Annotated in this window: 12 protein-coding genes and 1 pseudogene; 7 read left to right on the forward strand and 6 right to left on the reverse strand. The window is 42.1% G+C overall.

Annotation, left to right across the window (positions count from 1 at the left end):
• Nucleotides 1-139: 139 nt before the first annotated feature.
• The 3 genes from L5B76_RS01470 to arcA all read left to right on the forward strand — a co-directional run bounded on the left by L5B76_RS01470 (nt 140) and on the right by arcA (nt 1512).
• Nucleotides 140-406 (forward strand): type B 50S ribosomal protein L31, encoded by a 267-nt coding sequence (locus L5B76_RS01470; RefSeq protein ID WP_103852717.1) that lies wholly within the window; start codon nt 140-142, stop codon nt 404-406.
• A 9-nt stretch (nt 407-415) separates the two neighbouring features.
• Nucleotides 416-559, forward strand: a complete 144-nt coding sequence (ykgO, locus tag L5B76_RS01475) for a type B 50S ribosomal protein L36 (RefSeq protein WP_194751680.1) — start codon at nt 416-418, stop codon at nt 557-559.
• 233 nt (nt 560-792) lie between these two features.
• Nucleotides 793-1512 carry a two-component system response regulator ArcA gene (gene arcA / locus L5B76_RS01480; protein WP_115249733.1) on the forward strand — a complete coding sequence of 240 codons (720 nt, stop codon included), beginning with the start codon at nt 793-795 and terminating at the stop codon, nt 1510-1512.
• A 313-nt stretch (nt 1513-1825) separates the two neighbouring features.
• On the opposite strand, the gene xseA is transcribed toward arcA, so the two are convergent.
• The 4 genes and pseudogenes from xseA to L5B76_RS01500 all read right to left on the reverse strand — a co-directional run bounded on the left by xseA (nt 1826) and on the right by L5B76_RS01500 (nt 5394).
• The gene (gene xseA, locus L5B76_RS01485) at nt 1826-3361 is read right to left on the reverse strand and encodes an exodeoxyribonuclease VII large subunit (protein WP_265753957.1); all 1536 of its coding nucleotides are present in this window, start codon (nt 3359-3361) and stop codon (nt 1826-1828) included.
• Nucleotides 3362-3363: 2 nt separating this feature from the next.
• Complete coding sequence (locus L5B76_RS01490) at nt 3364-4560, reverse strand: ribosomal protein uL16 3-hydroxylase (protein WP_265753958.1); 1197 nt, start codon at nt 4558-4560, stop codon at nt 3364-3366.
• A gap of 127 nt (nt 4561-4687) precedes the next feature.
• Nucleotides 4688-4963, reverse strand: a pseudogene (locus L5B76_RS01495) (RnfH family protein); the annotation flags it as partial.
• The gene (locus L5B76_RS01500) at nt 4963-5394 is read right to left on the reverse strand and encodes a type II toxin-antitoxin system RatA family toxin (protein ID WP_126372945.1); all 432 of its coding nucleotides are present in this window, start codon (nt 5392-5394) and stop codon (nt 4963-4965) included. The gene L5B76_RS01500 and the pseudogene L5B76_RS01495, both read right to left, overlap by 1 nt.
• A gap of 100 nt (nt 5395-5494) precedes the next feature.
• Between L5B76_RS01500 and L5B76_RS01505 the strand changes: the two genes are divergently transcribed.
• The 4 genes from L5B76_RS01505 to ychF all read left to right on the forward strand — a co-directional run bounded on the left by L5B76_RS01505 (nt 5495) and on the right by ychF (nt 14166).
• Nucleotides 5495-5911: an EamA family transporter gene (locus L5B76_RS01505; protein ID WP_265753959.1), complete on the forward strand. Its 417-nt coding sequence runs from the start codon at nt 5495-5497 to the stop codon at nt 5909-5911.
• Nucleotides 5912-6032: 121 nt separating this feature from the next.
• Complete coding sequence (locus tag L5B76_RS01510; protein WP_265753960.1) at nt 6033-12260, forward strand: YadA-like family protein; 6228 nt, start codon at nt 6033-6035, stop codon at nt 12258-12260.
• A gap of 189 nt (nt 12261-12449) precedes the next feature.
• A complete protein-coding gene (gene pth / locus L5B76_RS01515; protein WP_103853176.1) occupies nt 12450-13034 on the forward strand; it encodes an aminoacyl-tRNA hydrolase in 585 nt (194 codons plus the stop codon).
• Nucleotides 13035-13074: 40 nt separating this feature from the next.
• Nucleotides 13075-14166: a redox-regulated ATPase YchF gene (gene ychF, locus L5B76_RS01520; RefSeq protein ID WP_115249739.1), complete on the forward strand. Its 1092-nt coding sequence runs from the start codon at nt 13075-13077 to the stop codon at nt 14164-14166.
• Nucleotides 14167-14258: 92 nt separating this feature from the next.
• On the opposite strand, the gene L5B76_RS01525 is transcribed toward ychF, so the two are convergent.
• The gene (locus L5B76_RS01525) at nt 14259-16199 is read right to left on the reverse strand and encodes an ABC transporter ATP-binding protein (protein ID WP_265753961.1); all 1941 of its coding nucleotides are present in this window, start codon (nt 16197-16199) and stop codon (nt 14259-14261) included.
• Between the two features lie 51 nt (nt 16200-16250).
• Complete coding sequence (gene degS, locus L5B76_RS01530) at nt 16251-17270, reverse strand: outer membrane-stress sensor serine endopeptidase DegS (protein ID WP_265753962.1); 1020 nt, start codon at nt 17268-17270, stop codon at nt 16251-16253.
• Nucleotides 17271-17336: the final 66 nt, after the last annotated feature.

Genomic DNA, 17336 nt, shown 5'->3' on the forward strand with positions numbered 1-17336 from the left:
ATCTTATTTTCTTCGTTTGTCTTAAGATTCTTAGTAGTTAGACTTATTTCTCAAAGAAAAATAAGAGTTGATAATCGTTCCTATTTGATATAGTATGCCTAGCCTAGTTACTTCGCAGTGAAAAATAAGGAGTTATCAAATGAAAAAAGGGATTCACCCAGAAAATTACCGCACTGTACTTTTTTATGACAGCAATGCCAAACAAGGCTTTTTAATTCGTTCTTGCGCCAGAACCACTCAAACAATGAAATGGGAAGATGGCAAAGAGTATCCTGTCTTTATGTGTGATACTTCATCTGCATCGCACCCATTTTATACAGGAAAAACCAGACAAATTAATAACGAAGGCAGAGCAAGCAGCTTCCTAAACAGATACAGTAAATTCGGCTCACTCAAATCAAAATAAGGACAAATAATGCAAGTACTTTCTTCATTAAAAACCGCCAAAACGCGCCACCCAAAATGCAAAGTGGTACGCCGCCAAGGTGTGGTGTATGTTATTTGTAAAGAAAATCCACGCTTTAAGGCGCGTCAAGGGGGTAAAAAGAAAAGACGATAAAAAGAATCTTCTCTGATAGACAAAAATAGCGCGCTAAATGTTTTGGCGCGTTTCCTTTTCTTAATTCAATCAATTAAATTCTATGATTTAGATCATAAAATATGAATGATTTTCCAAAAGTGGCTGTTTTAACACTTGTTACAATAATGTTGCAATTATACAATGTCGAACTTAGAATACCCCATAGTTATTAGGATTTAAGTACAATTTTAGCTGTAAAGGAAACAGATTATATGGTTACTCCACAAATCTTGGTGGTTGAAGATGAAGCCATTACAAGAAACACATTGAAAAGTATTTTTGAAGCGGAAGGGTATGATGTATTTGAAGCGACCGATGGCACGCAAATGCACAATATTCTCACCAGCCAACCTATTGATCTTGTTGTAATGGACATCAATCTCCCCGGCAAAAATGGCTTAATGCTTGCGCGTGAATTGCGCGAGCAAAAAAATACCGCACTTATGTTCCTGACTGGGCGAAACAATGAAGTGGATAAAATTTTAGGCTTAGAAATTGGTGCCGATGATTACATTACTAAACCTTTTAATCCAAGAGAACTAACAATTCGTGCCAGAAATATTTTGCAACGCACAATGCAAGATATGCCTAAACCGCTTAATCAAACGCAACAAATTGAACAATATCGCTTTAATGGTTGGACGTTGGATCTCAATAGCCACACGTTGATCTCACCAGATAATCACCCCTTTAAACTACCACGCAGTGAATTTAGAACACTGCTCCATTTCTGCGAAAATCCCGGCAAAATTCAATCTCGTGAAGAATTATTGAAAAAAATGGCTGGGCGAGAATTAAAACCACAAGATAGAACGGTTGATGTAACCATTCGCCGTATTCGTAAATATTTTGAGAACTATCCAGAAACGCCAGAAATTATCGCCACTATTCACGGTGAGGGCTACCGTTTTTGCGGAAAATTAGAAGAATAGAATCCTTCTGTTATTCTTGATTTTAGAACAAAAGCGAAGAATGAAAAACGAAAAAGAGCGGGAAAAATTCCCGCTCTTTTCGTTTATTTCAGTGTTAAAAAAATGGCTAAGGTTCGCTTAGCCATAAATATATGAATAAAATTTTCAGTTAATTTACTTAAAGTTTTTTAAGTAAATCTTCCCCATTCTAAAAAAAAAAAAAAAAAACAACTAAAATCGCGAAAAAATTTAATTTTTCATTTTTTATTTGTTTTAAATCAATTTTTTGCCATTTATTTAATTCTATAAAATAAATTATTTGATTAATCAGCAATTATTTATCAATTTGCTCAACACGGCTATAAATCACGCCATTCATTAGCTGTGTTTTCACCCGCTCTCCCACTTGCACTTGATGAGTATCAGTAATCGCAATGCCTTGTTCATTTTCAGAAATGGAATAACCACGGGAAAGAATTTTCAGCGGGCTTAATCCGTCCAAGCGTTGGCACAAGGTGGCAAAACGCCCTTGTTTATTTGTCAGCAGTTTTTCTGCGCTAAAATCTAACCGCACTTTTAATTGTTGCAAATGTTGCGCTTGTTTTTGTAAGCGATACGGCAGCGGATTATTATTCAGCCGCTCATTAAGTGCGGTGAAATTTTGCTGTTTTTTTGCCAAATAATGCTGCATTGCCAGCCTTAAACCATAGCCTAGCTGTTGGATCTGGGCTTTTTGCTGATTAAGCTGTTTTTGCGGGTGGCGATTTTGCAAGCGTTGGCTCAGTTGCTGTAATCCTTGTTGTTTCGCGGAAAGACTGCGTTCCATTGCCAAATGCAAACGCTGGTGTTGCACGGCAATTTGCTGTTGCGATTTTTCCACTGCCCGTTGCATTGCAAACTGCAAACGGTAAGCAAGTTGTTCTAGCTGGGCTTTTTGTTGATTAAGTTGAATTTGCGGATGACGATTTTGCAAACGCCATACAAGCTGATTTAAGGCTTGGCTTTTTTCATTAAATAGACGATCTAACGCCATTTCTAAACGCTGACGTTTATAGTTAAGCTGTTGCAATAATTCTTGCTGATCACGGCTTACTAATTCTGCCGCGGCAGAGGGCGTGGGCGCGCGCACATCGGCCACAAAATCGGCAATGGTCACATCGGTTTCGTGTCCCACCGCGCTGATCACGGGGATCACAGAATTAAAAATCGCACGCGCCACCGCTTCTTCATTGAAGCACCATAAATCTTCTAGCGAACCGCCACCGCGTCCCACGATAAGCACGTCCACTTCTTGACGGCGGTTGGCCAGTTCGATCATTTGTACAATTTCATCGGTGGCTTCTTTGCCTTGCACGGCGGTGGGATAAATCACCACATTCAGGCTCGGATCGCGCCGCTGTAAAATATGCAAAATATCTTGCAACGCCGCCCCTGTTGGTGAAGTGATCACGCCCACTTTGCGACTAAAGTGCGGTAGATTTTTTTTCAGATTTTGCGCAAATAATCCTTCCGCTGCCAATTTCATTTTTAAGGCTTCAAATTGCTGTTGCAACAAGCCCTCACCTGCAGGGTGCATACTGTCGATAATCAACTGATAATCACCGCGTGGCTCGTATAAACTAACACTGGCACGCACCAACACTTGCATTCCATTTTGCGGACGAAACGGCACACGCAGATTTTTCATTCGGAACATTGCGCAACGCACTTGGGCATTTTCATCTTTCAAGGTGAGATACCAATGCCCCGAAACAGGTTGGGTGAAATTGGAAATTTCCCCCGTGAGCCACACTAGCCCAAGCTGCCCCTCCAATAATTGGCGAGCCTGCTGATTGAGCTGTGAAACGGAATAAATCGCACTATTTTCCATTTTTAATCCAACAATACCCAGCCATCATCAAGCCAGTTGCACAGGCTGTCTAACAATAATTCCATTACGCTTTCTTTATCTTGCACGTCAAGCATTAAGGCTTGCAAATCGCCTAAGCCAAGGCTTTCGCCATCTGCTAAGCGTTTTAAAATTTGTGCTTCAAGGGGATTGAGTTCATCTAGCCATTCGCCATTGGCATAAATACGCAGCGGATACTCGGTGTAAAGCAATTTGCAATTATTATCTTGTGAGAGCAAACAATCTTCCTCCAAAAGCGACCGCACTTCGTCAGGATCGTACTCCCCTTCTGTTGGTAATAATTCGTAGCGTCTGCTACTTACTGTTGTTGCTAAGGCTTGTTTAAATAAAGCGTCAAATTGCGGACTTTCCGCAAGGCTGGCAAGAAATTGTTGCTTAATGGTGGCGATATTTTGCTGTGCCAATAAACCTGTGGGTTGAAGATCTGGGCTAAGGCGCAGTGGAATTAAAAATTCGCTTAGATCCAATTCTAAATTAGGTTGATTAAAGGCTTTGCCCACATTTTCAAAAATATCCGCCAAATTAGGATAACGCAAGCCGAAAGAGAACGTCAGACAATCATCTTGCGCCACGCCATAATGGGATAAACGCGAAGGTACATAAAGCACATCACCGGGTGCAAGTACTTCATCAAGCACCAATTCGCCCATATCATCAAAAATCCGAATTGGCTGGTTAGGTTTAAATTCTGTGCTAGGATCGCACCATTTGCCAAGCTGCCAACGGCGATGTCCGTAGCCTTGCACGAGGAACACGTCATATTCATCATAATGTCGCCCTACTGAGCCACCTTGCGGTGCGTAAGACACCATAATATCGTCCCGTTGCCATTGGGGAATAAAGCCAAAGGCGTTCCAAAGCAGGCCTAATTCTGGCGACCATTGTTCCATATTTTGCACCAGCACCGTCCATTGTGTTGGCACATCAGCAAAATCTTGCTCTGCCAGCGGGCTAACCTTGAGTTCCCAATTCTCATCGCTGTATTGCTTAATTAAGCGCGCGGTAACCTCTTCACCTTGTGCCAGTTCAATAATATCTTCTGGCTCAAACTGCCCCACAATTTGTGGCAGACCATTGCGAATTAATAAGGGTTTCTTTTGCCAATATTCTTGCAAAAATTGCTCTGGGCTAATGTGATCGGGTAAGCAAAATTTAATCATTGCCTTGTTCCTCTTGAGTTGAAGATGGGGTTGCAGATTGGGATACAGATTGCTGATCTTGGGCTAATTGTTTTGCGCGTTTTTTCGCTTCTTTTTCAGCTTGCTTTTGCGCTTGCTGTTCTTGCAACTGCTGTGCTGCACGCTTACGGCGGATCTCTTTAGGATCAGCCAATAACGGGCGATAAATCTCAATGCGATCGCCATTTTCTAGCACATCGGTGAGCTTCGCAGGGCGGCTGAAAATGCCAATTTTATTTTCGCGTAAATCAATTTCATTAAATTGATGCAAAATGCCCGATTGCAAAATCGCTGTTTGCACCGTTGTGCCTTGCTCCATATGCAAGGTTTTCAAAAAATAGCGATCAGGCAAGGCATAAGCAATTTCAATTTTTAATTTAGACATTAGGCGTAAACCTCCTTAGCGCGTTGCTTGAACGCATCAATCATTTTGCTGGTAAGATGGGTAAAAATCTGTCCGAATGCCATTGCAATAATCGGATTAGAAAATTCAAAATCCAGTTTTAAGGCAATTTTGCAACACTGCTCATCAATTTCCACAAACTGCCATTCCCCTTGTAAAAACTTGAAAGGCCCTTCCACCAACTGCATTTGAATACGCTGATTTTCCACCATGGTATTTTGCGTGGTAAAACGCTGGCGAATGCCTGCTTTGCTGATCACCAATTCTGCCGTAAGCTGATTTTGCTGACGGCTTAGGGTTCGGCTTTCCACGCAGCCCGGCACAAACTCAGGATAGCGTTCATAATTATTCACCAAATCATACATTTGTTTGGCACTGTAAGGCACTAAGGCGCTTTGATTAACACTTGGCATTTTATTTATACTTAGTATTTTTCTCCAAAAAAACTTTGCTATTATAGCGAATATCAAACAAAAGTGCGGTGATAAACGCACGAAAAAATAAGGAAAAACGATGAATTGGGTCATTTTCGCCATTGGATCAGCATTTTTCGCTGGGCTAACCGCCATTTTCGGCAAGCTCGGTGTGGAAGGCATTAACAGCAACCTTGCGACATTTATCCGCACCATTGTGGTGCTTGCGGTTGCAGGCGGTATTATTACTCTGCGCAACGAATGGCAACTGCCCCAACATATCGCCACCAAACCCTTTATTTTCCTGCTCTTATCTGGCGTTGCCACTGGGCTTTCTTGGCTTTGTTACTACCGCGCCCTACAACTTGCCCCTGCCTCTTGGGTCGCCCCGATTGATAAATTGAGTGTCGTCATCGCCATTGTGCTAGGCGTGGTGCTTTTAGGCGAACCGCTCAGCTTAAAACTCATTATTGGATCAATTTTAATTTTAGCGGGTGTGTTGGTGTTGGTTTTTTAATAAAAATATGCTTGTATTTTGATCGCAACCTGAATAAAATGCAACTCGAAAGAAGTATTCGTTACTTCCTTCTGATTTTATATAAAAAAATTTTATAAAAATTTCACTCAGGAGCCTAAATATGAACAATGATCTATTTAAGGCTGATTTCAAGCGTGATGCAAAACACGCGATGAGTAGTATTGAAATTAGCCAACATATCCTTTCTTATAAAAACTTGAAAAAATTAAACCGCGCTTTAGCCGCGATCCTACCAACCACCTTACCAATTCTCTTTGGCGCAGTATCGCTTAGTGCAAATGCGATTATTAATGATACCGCACCTACTAATACTGTAGCCATTGCACCGAAAGATAAAACCGCAACGGCAACTGGGGATAGTGCAATTGCAATCGGTGAAGGTGCAAGTTCTGCGGGAGATAAAGCGATTGCTGTGGGTAAAAATGCGAATGCCGCCGAAGAATACACTATTGCGGTGGGTAGTGGCGCAGCAGCGAAAAAAATCGATGCGGTTGCGATTGGAAGATCTAGCGCAGACAATACAGGAGCAGTGGCTATTGGCAAAGCAAGTACTAGCGGTGGTGGCATTGGTGGTATTGCCATCGGCTATGGTGCCTTAGCACCTATCTATCGTGATGGAAACACAGAAAAACTTGTTGCTTTTGGACGTACAGGCGATAAATATACTGGTGGAATCGCCATTGGTACAGAAACTCACGCTCGTGTAGGCACTATTGATATTGGTAACCGTGATTATCGTGGCGAAATGGGCGATTTCAGCACAGATAAAAGCCGTGTAGATATTCTAAGTGCAGTAGGTGCAACTACCGTAGGGGATAATTCCTTTAACAGTGGGCAACTTGCGGTTATCAACGGGGCATATTCCTCTATCACAAGAGCGCCATTAAAATCTACGGGCGGCTGGGTTGATTTCTTTACCCGTTTACAAAATAAAGCAGATAATGCCCAACACTCCACCCAAGGATTTGGGGCTACTATATTAGGTTCACTTAACTCTATTGAGTCTTCTACAGATCGACATTATGTAGATGGTATGGCAAGTAGTATTGTGGGGGTGGCTAACCGTTCTCAAAAATCAAATGGTGCTCTTATCTTTGGTGCAGGGAATGAAATTACTAATTCCTATTTAGCAATCAGTATGCCTGACGGTTTATCAGAAGGCATTCTGGGAACTAGTTCAATTGATACCGTCAAAAAAATGGCTGATAAATTCCGAGACTTGGCAACAACTGATAGTTCAGGTTCTGTTTCTGTAATTGGTGGCGGTAATAAGGCAAATTACGCGTTATTTTCTCAAGTATCAGGTGTTCGCAATAAATTAATCGGATCTGGGGTTGATAGCGTAAATAATGTGCGCGCTAATAGTGCCGAAACTTATCCTGGATTTAGTGCATTTTCCGCTATATCAGGTTATGAAAATATTGCAACAAATGTATCACATACCAATATTATGGGCTCTCATAACGAAGTAACTAATGCAACTGAAAATATCGTAATGGGTAACCATAATAAAGTAATTGGTGAAAATACCGATCAATCTCAAGCAAAACGCAATGTATTGCTCGGTTTCCAAGACAAAGATGCTGATAAAATCGGTAAAAACATTTCCAACAACCAATTAATCGGTTCAGATATTACGGTTAAAGAAGGCACGAAAAATGGTGTTCTTATTGGTGATCAAGCGGAAATTGCCGCTTCTAATGTGGATAATACAACAGCATTAGATGGTGCGGTAGCAATGGGGGCAAAATCCGTAGCTAATCGTCAAGCAATTAATTCTGCATCAGTAGATACATCTACGGATCAAATTCCTGAAAATGATGCAGCTAAAACAAATAAAGTTTATGCTTTAAAAGCTGCATCAGATGCTGATAAAGCTGCTGTTAAGAAAACAGTAAAAGGTAATTTAGCAGCAGTTTCTGTGGGTAATGCCAACAATACTCGTCAAATTATCAATGTAGCAGCAGGTTCTGCTGATACGGACGCGGTAAACGTGGCACAATTAAGAAGTGCGGCAGCAGCATTACAAACCCACTATTACCATGTAAATACCACAGGTAACCCTAACTACAACAATGATGGCGCCACAGGTAAAAATGCTATGGCTGCAGGGAAAGTAACTGCAAGTGGTGAAAACTCATTGGCGGTAGGTATTGGTGCTGCAGCGAAAAATATCAACTCAATTTCAATTGGTAAAACTAATATCTATGGCGACAATGCTATTGGTATCGGTTCTGGCTATGCCGCTGCCAAAAATGCTATTATCATTGGTAATGGTGCAGTAAGTGATAATATGGGTCCACTTTCCGAAGAAGGCATCGCTATTGGTACAAATGCGAAATCATTGGATTCGTATTCTACTCAACCTAGAACCATCTTTGGATTTACAATTCCATCTATGAAACCCAATGCCCTACCAAATGGCGTAGGCGGTATTGCGATTGGTGCAAATACTTATGCCAATCAAGGTACTATTGATATTGGTATGAAAAAGGCTGAAGGCCCGAATCCAGCAGCACCAAGCCGTACGGTTGTGGGTAGTGAAGGACGTGGCGCAAACCGCCGTGCGGTAACTTCTGTGGGTACAGAATCTTATGCAGCCGCACATTTCTCAAGCATTTTCGGTTCATACTCATCAATCACTTCAGATGTAAACGTACAATATGCAGGCTTGCCGACCCAAGGCTTTGCTTCAAGTATCACTGGTACGCTCAATACCATCAAAGCAAACAGCCCATCAACTCAGACTGCAGCTGCATTTGATGGTATGGCCAATGCAATTAATGGTACAGCCAACGTGATCGAGCATAGTAATGGTGCGTTGATTATGGGTGCGGGTAATAAAATTTCTAATTCATTATTACCAGTTTCAATCTCTGGCTTAAATTATTCAATGGCATCAGACCCTGAAGCATTTAATAAAAAATTAAATACGCCAGACAGCAATGGTGTGAAACCAGCATTGGCTTCTGTGGGTATCTTTGGTGGTGCAAATGAAGTGGATAATTCTCACTATGTGAATGTTAGCGGTGTGGATAACCAGTTGAAAGGCGCAGAAGATGTCACATCAAGCGAATTTGTTTCGATTGATGGTTATATGAACAGAGCAACCAATGTGAAGCATTTGAGCGAGCAAGGTAGCCACAATGAAGTAACCAACGCTGAAGAAAATATTGTAATGGGTAATTACAATAAAGTGCTTGGTGATAATGTTGATCGTAGCGATGCCAAACGTAATGTTATGTTAGGCTTCCAAGATAAAGATGCTGATAAAATCGGCAAAAATCTGAAACATAGCCAAGTTATCGGCTCAAATGTAACAGTTGCAGAAAACACAAGCAACGGTGTATTGATTGGTGATGATTCACACATCAGCTCATCAGATGCAATTGCAATTGGTCATACCGCTCAAGCATTGGCAAATAAAGCAATCTCAATCGGTACAGGCAATGTGGTAACTGGTGAAGGTTCAGGTGCAATTGGTGATCCAAGCACTGTTTCAGGTACAGGCTCATATTCAATTGGTAACAATAATACTGTTGCAACCAATAATTCATTTGTATTGGGTAGCAATGTTAGCCAAACCATCGAAAACTCTGTTGCACTAGGTAAAGATTCAGCGATGACTGCTGGTTCTGCCGTTGGAACAGCAGTTAAAGCAACGGACGGAACAGATGGCGCAACCACAACTGCAGGCGATAAAGGCAATGTAGAAACAGCAACAGTAAACGGTGTAACTTATGGTGGTTTTGCCGGTGCTACTGCTGATGGCGTTGTATCTGTAGGTTCAGCAGGTAAAGAGCGCCGTGTACAAAATGTGGCAGCAGGTGAAATTAGTGAAACATCAACCGATGCCATCAATGGTAGCCAGCTTTATCTCGTTGCTAAAGGCTTAAACGACCAAATGCCGGTGGTATATACAACAGCTGATGGCACAAAAGTGTATAAAAAACCTGATGGCACATTTGTTGATGAGTCAGGCACAGAAGTGCTACCTACTGACGTTATCGCCTCAATGAACAATGGCGAAGGTTCAACCACTGCCCCAATGACCCTAACCAACATCGGTAGTGATCTTACAACTTATACAGATGCACCGAAAGCAGGCTTGGTGAATTTGGATATCCCAAATGTTAAAGATAGCACGGCTGCTACAGTGGGCGATTTGCGTAAGATGGGCTGGATTGTGGGCGCACCAGGCAATGACTACACCGAGCAAGTGAAAAACGCCAACCAAGTAAACTTTGTGGGCGCTGGCGCTGCGAAAGTGACAGGCGAAACCAAAGATGGCGTTCGCACTATTACTATCGATGTGAAAGCCCCTGAAGGTGGCATGAGCGGCTTTGATGTTACGGCGAATGATGTCAACCCAACCACCATCACCGAAGGCAACAAAGTAAACTTCATTGATGGCAACAACACCAAAGTGACCACCATTCCAAAAGATGACAAATCAGGCGTGGATGTGAAAGTCGATTTGGCTGACAACATCACCGTGGGCAAAGACGGCAAAAATGGCGTTGACGGCTCAATCGGTGCCACTGGCAAAGATGGTGCAAGTGCGGTATTGAACGGTAAAGATGGCACTATTGGCTTAACAGGCCCACGTGGTGCTGATGGTGAAGACGGTGTTTCTGCTGCTATTGGCGTGAAAGATGGTGCTAAAGGCCTTGATGGCAATGATGGTGCTAATGGTGATAGCAAAACCCGTGTTGTTTACACCACACCTGATGGCAACACTGAAGAAGTAGCAACCTTAAATGACGGCTTGAAATTTGAGGGCAATCAAGGTGGTACTCTTGATAAGAAACTCAATGAAACCGTAACCGTTAAAGGGGGTTTGGCTAATAATGCTACTGCTACAGATGCAAATACTCGTGTTGATGTTGAAGATGGTGCGCTAGTTGTGAAATTGGCCAAAGATCTCAAAGATCTTGATTCAGCAACATTTGGTACAGATGCAGCCGACCAAACAGTGATCAATAAAGATGGCATCACCATCAAAGGCGATAACAACGTATCATTAACAGATGCAGGTTTGGATAACGGCGGCAACAAGATTGTTAATGTAGCTGCTGGCACAGCCGACACAGACGCAGTAAATGTAAGTCAGTTAAACGCAGTAAAAACTGATGTAAATAATGTGAAAATTGATATGAACAACGTTAAAAACGATGTTACCAATGTTAAAAACGATATGAACACAGTTAAAACAGATGTCGCTGGTGTGAAAACTGATGTAACCAACGTTAAAAACGATATGAACACCATGAAAGTTGATATGACCAATGTCAAAAATGATGTGAATAACGTAAAAGGTGATGTTACTAACGTTAAAAATCAAGTTGAAAGCATAACTCACACTACTTGGAATTTATCTGCTAACGATAACGATAAAGACAAAGTAAACATTGGCACGGCTGATACCGTTAATTTCAAAAATACTGATGACAATATTAAAATTGTGAAAAGTAAAAAAGAAAATAACAAAGTCGATGTCGATATGACGCTAAATGACACCGTCAACATTAAGGAAAAAGTTAATGTAGGTGGCACGACTGGCACAAGCATTAATAAAAACGGTCTAACCACCAATGGCGGTACTGGCCCTAGCGTTACCACTGTGGGGGTTAATGCTGGCAATAAAGTCATCACCAATGTTGCAGCAGGCATTGCACCAACTGATGCAGTGAATGTAAGCCAATTAGATAGCGTAAGAAATCAGCTTAACAACGTAATCAATACCAATTGGAGTATGTCTGTTAATGATGAATCGCCTGAAACTGTTGCGCGTACTGATACTGTTAATTTCAACAACTCAGATAACAACATTAAGCTTGTTAAAACAAGAAATGGCAACAAAATTAATGTTGATATGAAATTAAACGACACTGTGCGTATTGGTGGACAAAATGGCACTGTCATTAATAACCACGGCATTATGACCAACGGTGGCAATGGCCCTAGCATTACTACTTCTGGGGTGAATGCTGGTGGTAAACGTATTACCAATGTTGCAGCAGGGGTTGCGCCAACTGATGCGGTGAATGTAAGCCAATTAAATGGGGTGAAACGTCAAATTGATGATGTGGATAAATCAGCCCGTGCAGGTATTGCTGGTGCATTAGCGACAGCGAACCTTTACCAAGCTTATCTTCCAGGCCATTCTATGGTGTCTGTTGGGGTGGGTACATTCCGCGGACAAAATGCCATTGCAATCGGGGCATCTCGTCTTTCAGATAACGGCCATATCGGTGTGAAACTTAGTGGTATGACAACCAGCCAAGGTGATGTGGGTGGTGCGATGACCGTAGGTTATCAATGGTAATTATCACTTAACGCATTTTAACGGCACTGGCAACAGTGCCGTTATTTTTCTCACAGCTTTTCTTGCTGCAACCGACTTACCCACTTTTCACTTCAAGGTTTATCATTATTAACAGCAAAGGGTTTAAATTGAGTATTGCGAGATTTTTCGCTACAATAGCCCACTATTTTTTGTCCAGTTAAAGAAAGTATGTCAGAAATTAAACTCATTGTTGGGCTGGCTAACCCCGGCGATAAATATGCCGACACGCGCCATAATGCAGGGGAATGGGTGATTGATCGCCTTGCTCGTCAATTTAATTTTCAACTAAAAGAAGAAAGTAAATTTTTCGGTAAAACAGCAAGAGCGGTGATTTTTGGCGAAGAAATTCGTTTTCTCGTTCCTACCACCTTTATGAATTTAAGCGGTAAAGCCGTGAGTGCATTAGCCAATTTTTACCGTATTAAACCTGAAGAAATTCTGATTATTCACGATGAGCTTGATCTCCCGCCCGGTGTTGCCAAAATTAAACAAGGGGGCGGACACGGTGGGCATAACGGTTTGCGTGATAGCATTGCTCAGTTGGGTAATAATAAAAATTTCTACCGTCTGCGCGTAGGCATTGGACACCCTGGTGATAAAAATCTGGTTTCTGCCTATGTGCTAGGCAAACCTTCGCCAAGCGATTGGCAACTGATTGACAAAGCCTTAGATGAAGCCGCCGCGTGCGTGGAAATTCTCATCAAAGAAGGCATTACAAAAGCAACAAATCGACTCAATAGCTTTAAAGCGTAAAACATAACGCTTTAAAACATAACACAATTAAGGAAACATTATGGGATTCAAATGTGGTATCGTGGGCTTACCAAACGTGGGTAAATCCACCCTTTTTAACGCATTAACAAAAGCAGGTATTGAAGCGGCGAACTATCCGTTCTGTACCATCGAACCAAACACCGGCGTTGTGCCAATGCCAGATCCACGTTTAGACGCATTAGCGGAAATCGTTAAGCCTGAACGTGTATTGCCAACCACAATGGAATTTGTGGATATTGCAGGTCTTGTAGCGGGCGCAAGTAAAGGGGAAGGCTTGGGCAACAAATTCCTTGCGAATATTCGTGAAACAGATGCTATCGGCCATGTTGTGCGTTGTTTTGAAAATGATGACATCGTTCACGTTGCAGGGAAAATCGATCCTGCTGAAGACATCGATACCATTAATACCGAGCTTGCACTGGCTGATTTAGACAGCTGTGAGCGTGCCATTCAACGTTTACAAAAACGTGCTAAAGGTGGCGATAAAGAAGCGAAATTTGAATTAAGCGTAATGGAAAAAATTCTGCCTGTATTAGAAAATGCAGGAATGATTCGCTCGGTAGATTTAGACAAAGACGAATTACACGCCATTAAAAGCTATAACTTCTTAACCTTAAAACCGACGATGTATATCGCTAACGTAAACGAAGACGGTTTTGAAAATAACCCTTATTTGGATCGCGTGCGTGAAATTGCAGAAAAAGAAGGTGCAGTGGTTGTGCCTGTGTGTGCCGCCATTGAATCGGAAATTGCTGAACTTGACGATGAAGAAAAAGTAGAATTCTTGCAAGATCTTGGCATTGAAGAACCAGGTTTAAACCGCGTAATCCGCGCAGGCTATGCCTTATTAAACTTGCAAACCTACTTCACCGCTGGTGTAAAAGAAGTGCGCGCGTGGACAGTTTCCGTAGGCGCAACCGCACCAAAAGCCGCTGCTGTCATTCACACGGATTTTGAAAAAGGCTTTATCCGCGCTGAAGTGATTTCTTATGATGATTTTATTCAATACAAAGGCGAAAACGGCGCAAAAGAAGCGGGCAAATGGCGTTTAGAAGGAAAAGATTATATCGTGCAAGATGGCGATGTAATGCACTTCCGTTTTAATGTGTAATTTTCTGCTAAACAACGCTTTTTAATTGAAAAAATAATCAAAAATCTCACCGCACTTTTTAAAGTGCGGTGTTTTTTAATCGGATTTTGATATTACTGTCCAGCGCGTTTTTCTTCCAATTCTTCCCAACGGGCAAAAGCTTGTTCTAACGCTTGTTCCGCATCGGCAAGCTGTTGTAGTTTGTCCGCCGTATATTGATGATCTTGCTGAAAGAAATTCGGATCAGACACTTCCGCTTGAAGTGCGGTGATTTTTTCTTCCAAATCTTCCAATTTTTGTGGCAGTTGCTCTAGCTCTCGTTGCTCATTGTAAGAAAGTTTCACCGGGCGATTTTTCACGGGTTTGTGAGAAACTTTGTTCATTTCCACCGCACTTTCCGCTTGTTTTTCTTTCGCTTTTTTCTCTTTGGCCTGTTCCGCTTCTTTCAAAGCAAACACATTGGCTTGTTGCTGTTTCGCATCGTGGAAACCGCCCACATATTTATTGATCACGCCATTGCCTTCGAAGATGTAACATTCAGTCGCCGTGTTATCAATAAATTGACGATCGTGGCTCACAATCAGCAATGTGCCTTGATATTCCGCGAGTAACTCTTCTAACAACTCTAAAGTTTCCACATCAAGATCATTGGTCGGTTCGTCCAAAATCAATAAATTATTGGGTTTAAGCAATAATTTTGCTAATAATAAGCGGTTACGCTCACCGCCAGAAAGGGCTTTGACTGGCACCATTGCGCGCTTAGGTGGAAATAAGAAATCTTGCAAATAGCCTAAAACGTGGCGTTTCACGCCATTAACTTCAATATCCTGCTTGCCGTCCGCCACGTTATCCATCACGCTTTTTTCAGGATCGAGATCGGCACGATATTGATCGAAATAAGCAATTTCTAATTTTGTACCGCATTTAATGCGCCCTGAAGTTGGCTGAATTTCGCCTAAAAGCAATTTAATCAAGGTGGTTTTGCCGATCCCATTTGCTCCCACTAAGGCAATTTTATCGCCACGCAAAATGGTGGTTGAAAAATGTGAAATCAGTTTTTTCCCTGCAATTTCATAGCTTACATCTTCCACTTCAAAGACGATTTTGCCTGAACGGGTAGAATTATCCACTTGCAACTTGGCGCTACCCTGCACATCTCTACGCTGACGGCGTTCTTCACGCAAGGCTTTCAAGGCACGCACTCGCCCTTCATTACGGGTTCTCCGCGCTTTAATCCCTTGGCGAATCCACACTTCTTCTTGCGCTAATTTTTTATCGAACAGCTCGTTTTGTAGGGCTTCCACACGCAGATTTTCTTCTTTTTCAATGAGATATTTCGCATAATCACCGGGGTAAGACACCAATTTTCCCCGATCGAGATCAACGATACGGGTGGCCATTTTGCTGATAAAAGCACGGTCGTGAGAAATAAAGATGATCGAACCCGCAAAACTCAGTAAGAAATTTTCTAGCCATTCAATGGCATCAACATCAAGGTGGTTAGTGGGTTCATCAAGCAACAATACGTCAGGATCGCACACTAAAGCGCGCGCCAGTGCCGCCTTACGCAACCAGCCGCCTGATAAATCCGCCAACCGCATATTTGGCTCAAGCCCTAATTTCATTAGGGTTTCTCGGATTTTATTTTCAAACCGCCAACCATCAGCGTGTTCAAGTTGGGCTTGAATTTCCGCCAAGCGATTTAGCGTGCTTTCGCTATATTCTTGCTCAAGCAAATCCGAAGTGCGGTGATATTCTTTCAATAAATCGGCCAAATGGGCAATGCCTTCCGCCACATAGTCAAACACATTGCCTTGTGCATTGCGTGGGGGATCTTGTTCAAGGCGCGAGATCACCAGATCACGCTCAAATTGCAGGCGGCCATCGTCCATTACCATTTCGCCTGCCAAAATTTTCATTAAGGTAGATTTGCCTACTCCATTACGCCCCACCAAGCAAACGCGCTCGCCGGCTTCAATGTATAAATCCGTGTGATCTAACAAGGGGTGATCACTAAAAGAAAGATAACCGTTAGTTAAACTAATTAACGCCACATTATGTCCTTAATCTGTCTTTAATACTGATAATGCTATGTTCAAAATTGGCTAATTCGCCATATATTCTTCAATAGTTACAGGTAAAGTCATCACTTTACCAAGACGGGAAATCACCATATTCACCGTGGTGTTTGGTCTGGTGTTGCTAATCACATTCATCATTTGCGCGGGCGATTCTGCTTTAACATCGCCAAATTGCAACATAATATCACCTGCTTGCAAGCCAGCTTTAGCTGCTGGGCTGTTTTCTCTCACGCTGGTGATTTCAATGCCTTTGCTGCTCGTTTGCCCATCGCTAAACAATACGTCCGTTTGAATACCTAGGAAACCACGGATCACACGTCCATCACGGATAATTTTTTTCATTACGTCATTGGCAAGATCAATGGGAATGGCGAAATTCAGCCCTTCGGCAATTTCATTGGCATTTTTACCAATACTCAGGGTGCTAATTCCCACTAATTCGCCAAGGGAATTTATCAGCGCACCGCCTGAATTTCCGCGATTAATGGACGCATCAGTTTGGATAAAATTTTGTCGCCCAATGTAATCACCCACAGCATTGCGCCCTAAGGCACTGATAATGCCTTGCGAAACACTTTGTCCCAAGTTATAAGGATTACCAATGGCAAGCACCACATCACCAACGTGTAATTTACGCTTGGTGTTAGGAATGGTCGGCAGGTTATCTGCACGGATTTTTAGCACGGCTAAATCAGTGAGATTATCAGAGCCAATTAAACTCGCTTCAAAAATTCGTCCATTTTGCATTGCCACCACGATTTGATCGGCATTTTGAATAACGTGTTTATTAGTGAGAATATACCCCTCTTTCGCCATTATCACGCCCGAGCCAAGATTAGTGATCTGCGGTTGCCCACTCACTGAAGTGAAAGATTGACTATACACATTCACCACCGCAGGCGAAGCAAGCCGAACCGCATCTTTAAAAGAAAAGATTTCTTTTTGAAACAAAGGCTGACCTTGCTTTAGGGAAGGGCTAATCAACAAAATTGCCCCTGCGGCAAGTAAACCAATGATGATCGATTGGATAATCTTTCTTAACATTCTGATTCTCTTTGTATTTTTTGTTTTTTCTAGTTGTTGCTTTACTTTTGTTAAATTTGAACTTGG

The sequence above is a fragment of the Avibacterium sp. 21-594 genome (assembly GCF_026226815.1).
Classification (GTDB): Bacteria; Pseudomonadota; Gammaproteobacteria; order Enterobacterales; family Pasteurellaceae; genus Avibacterium; species Avibacterium avium.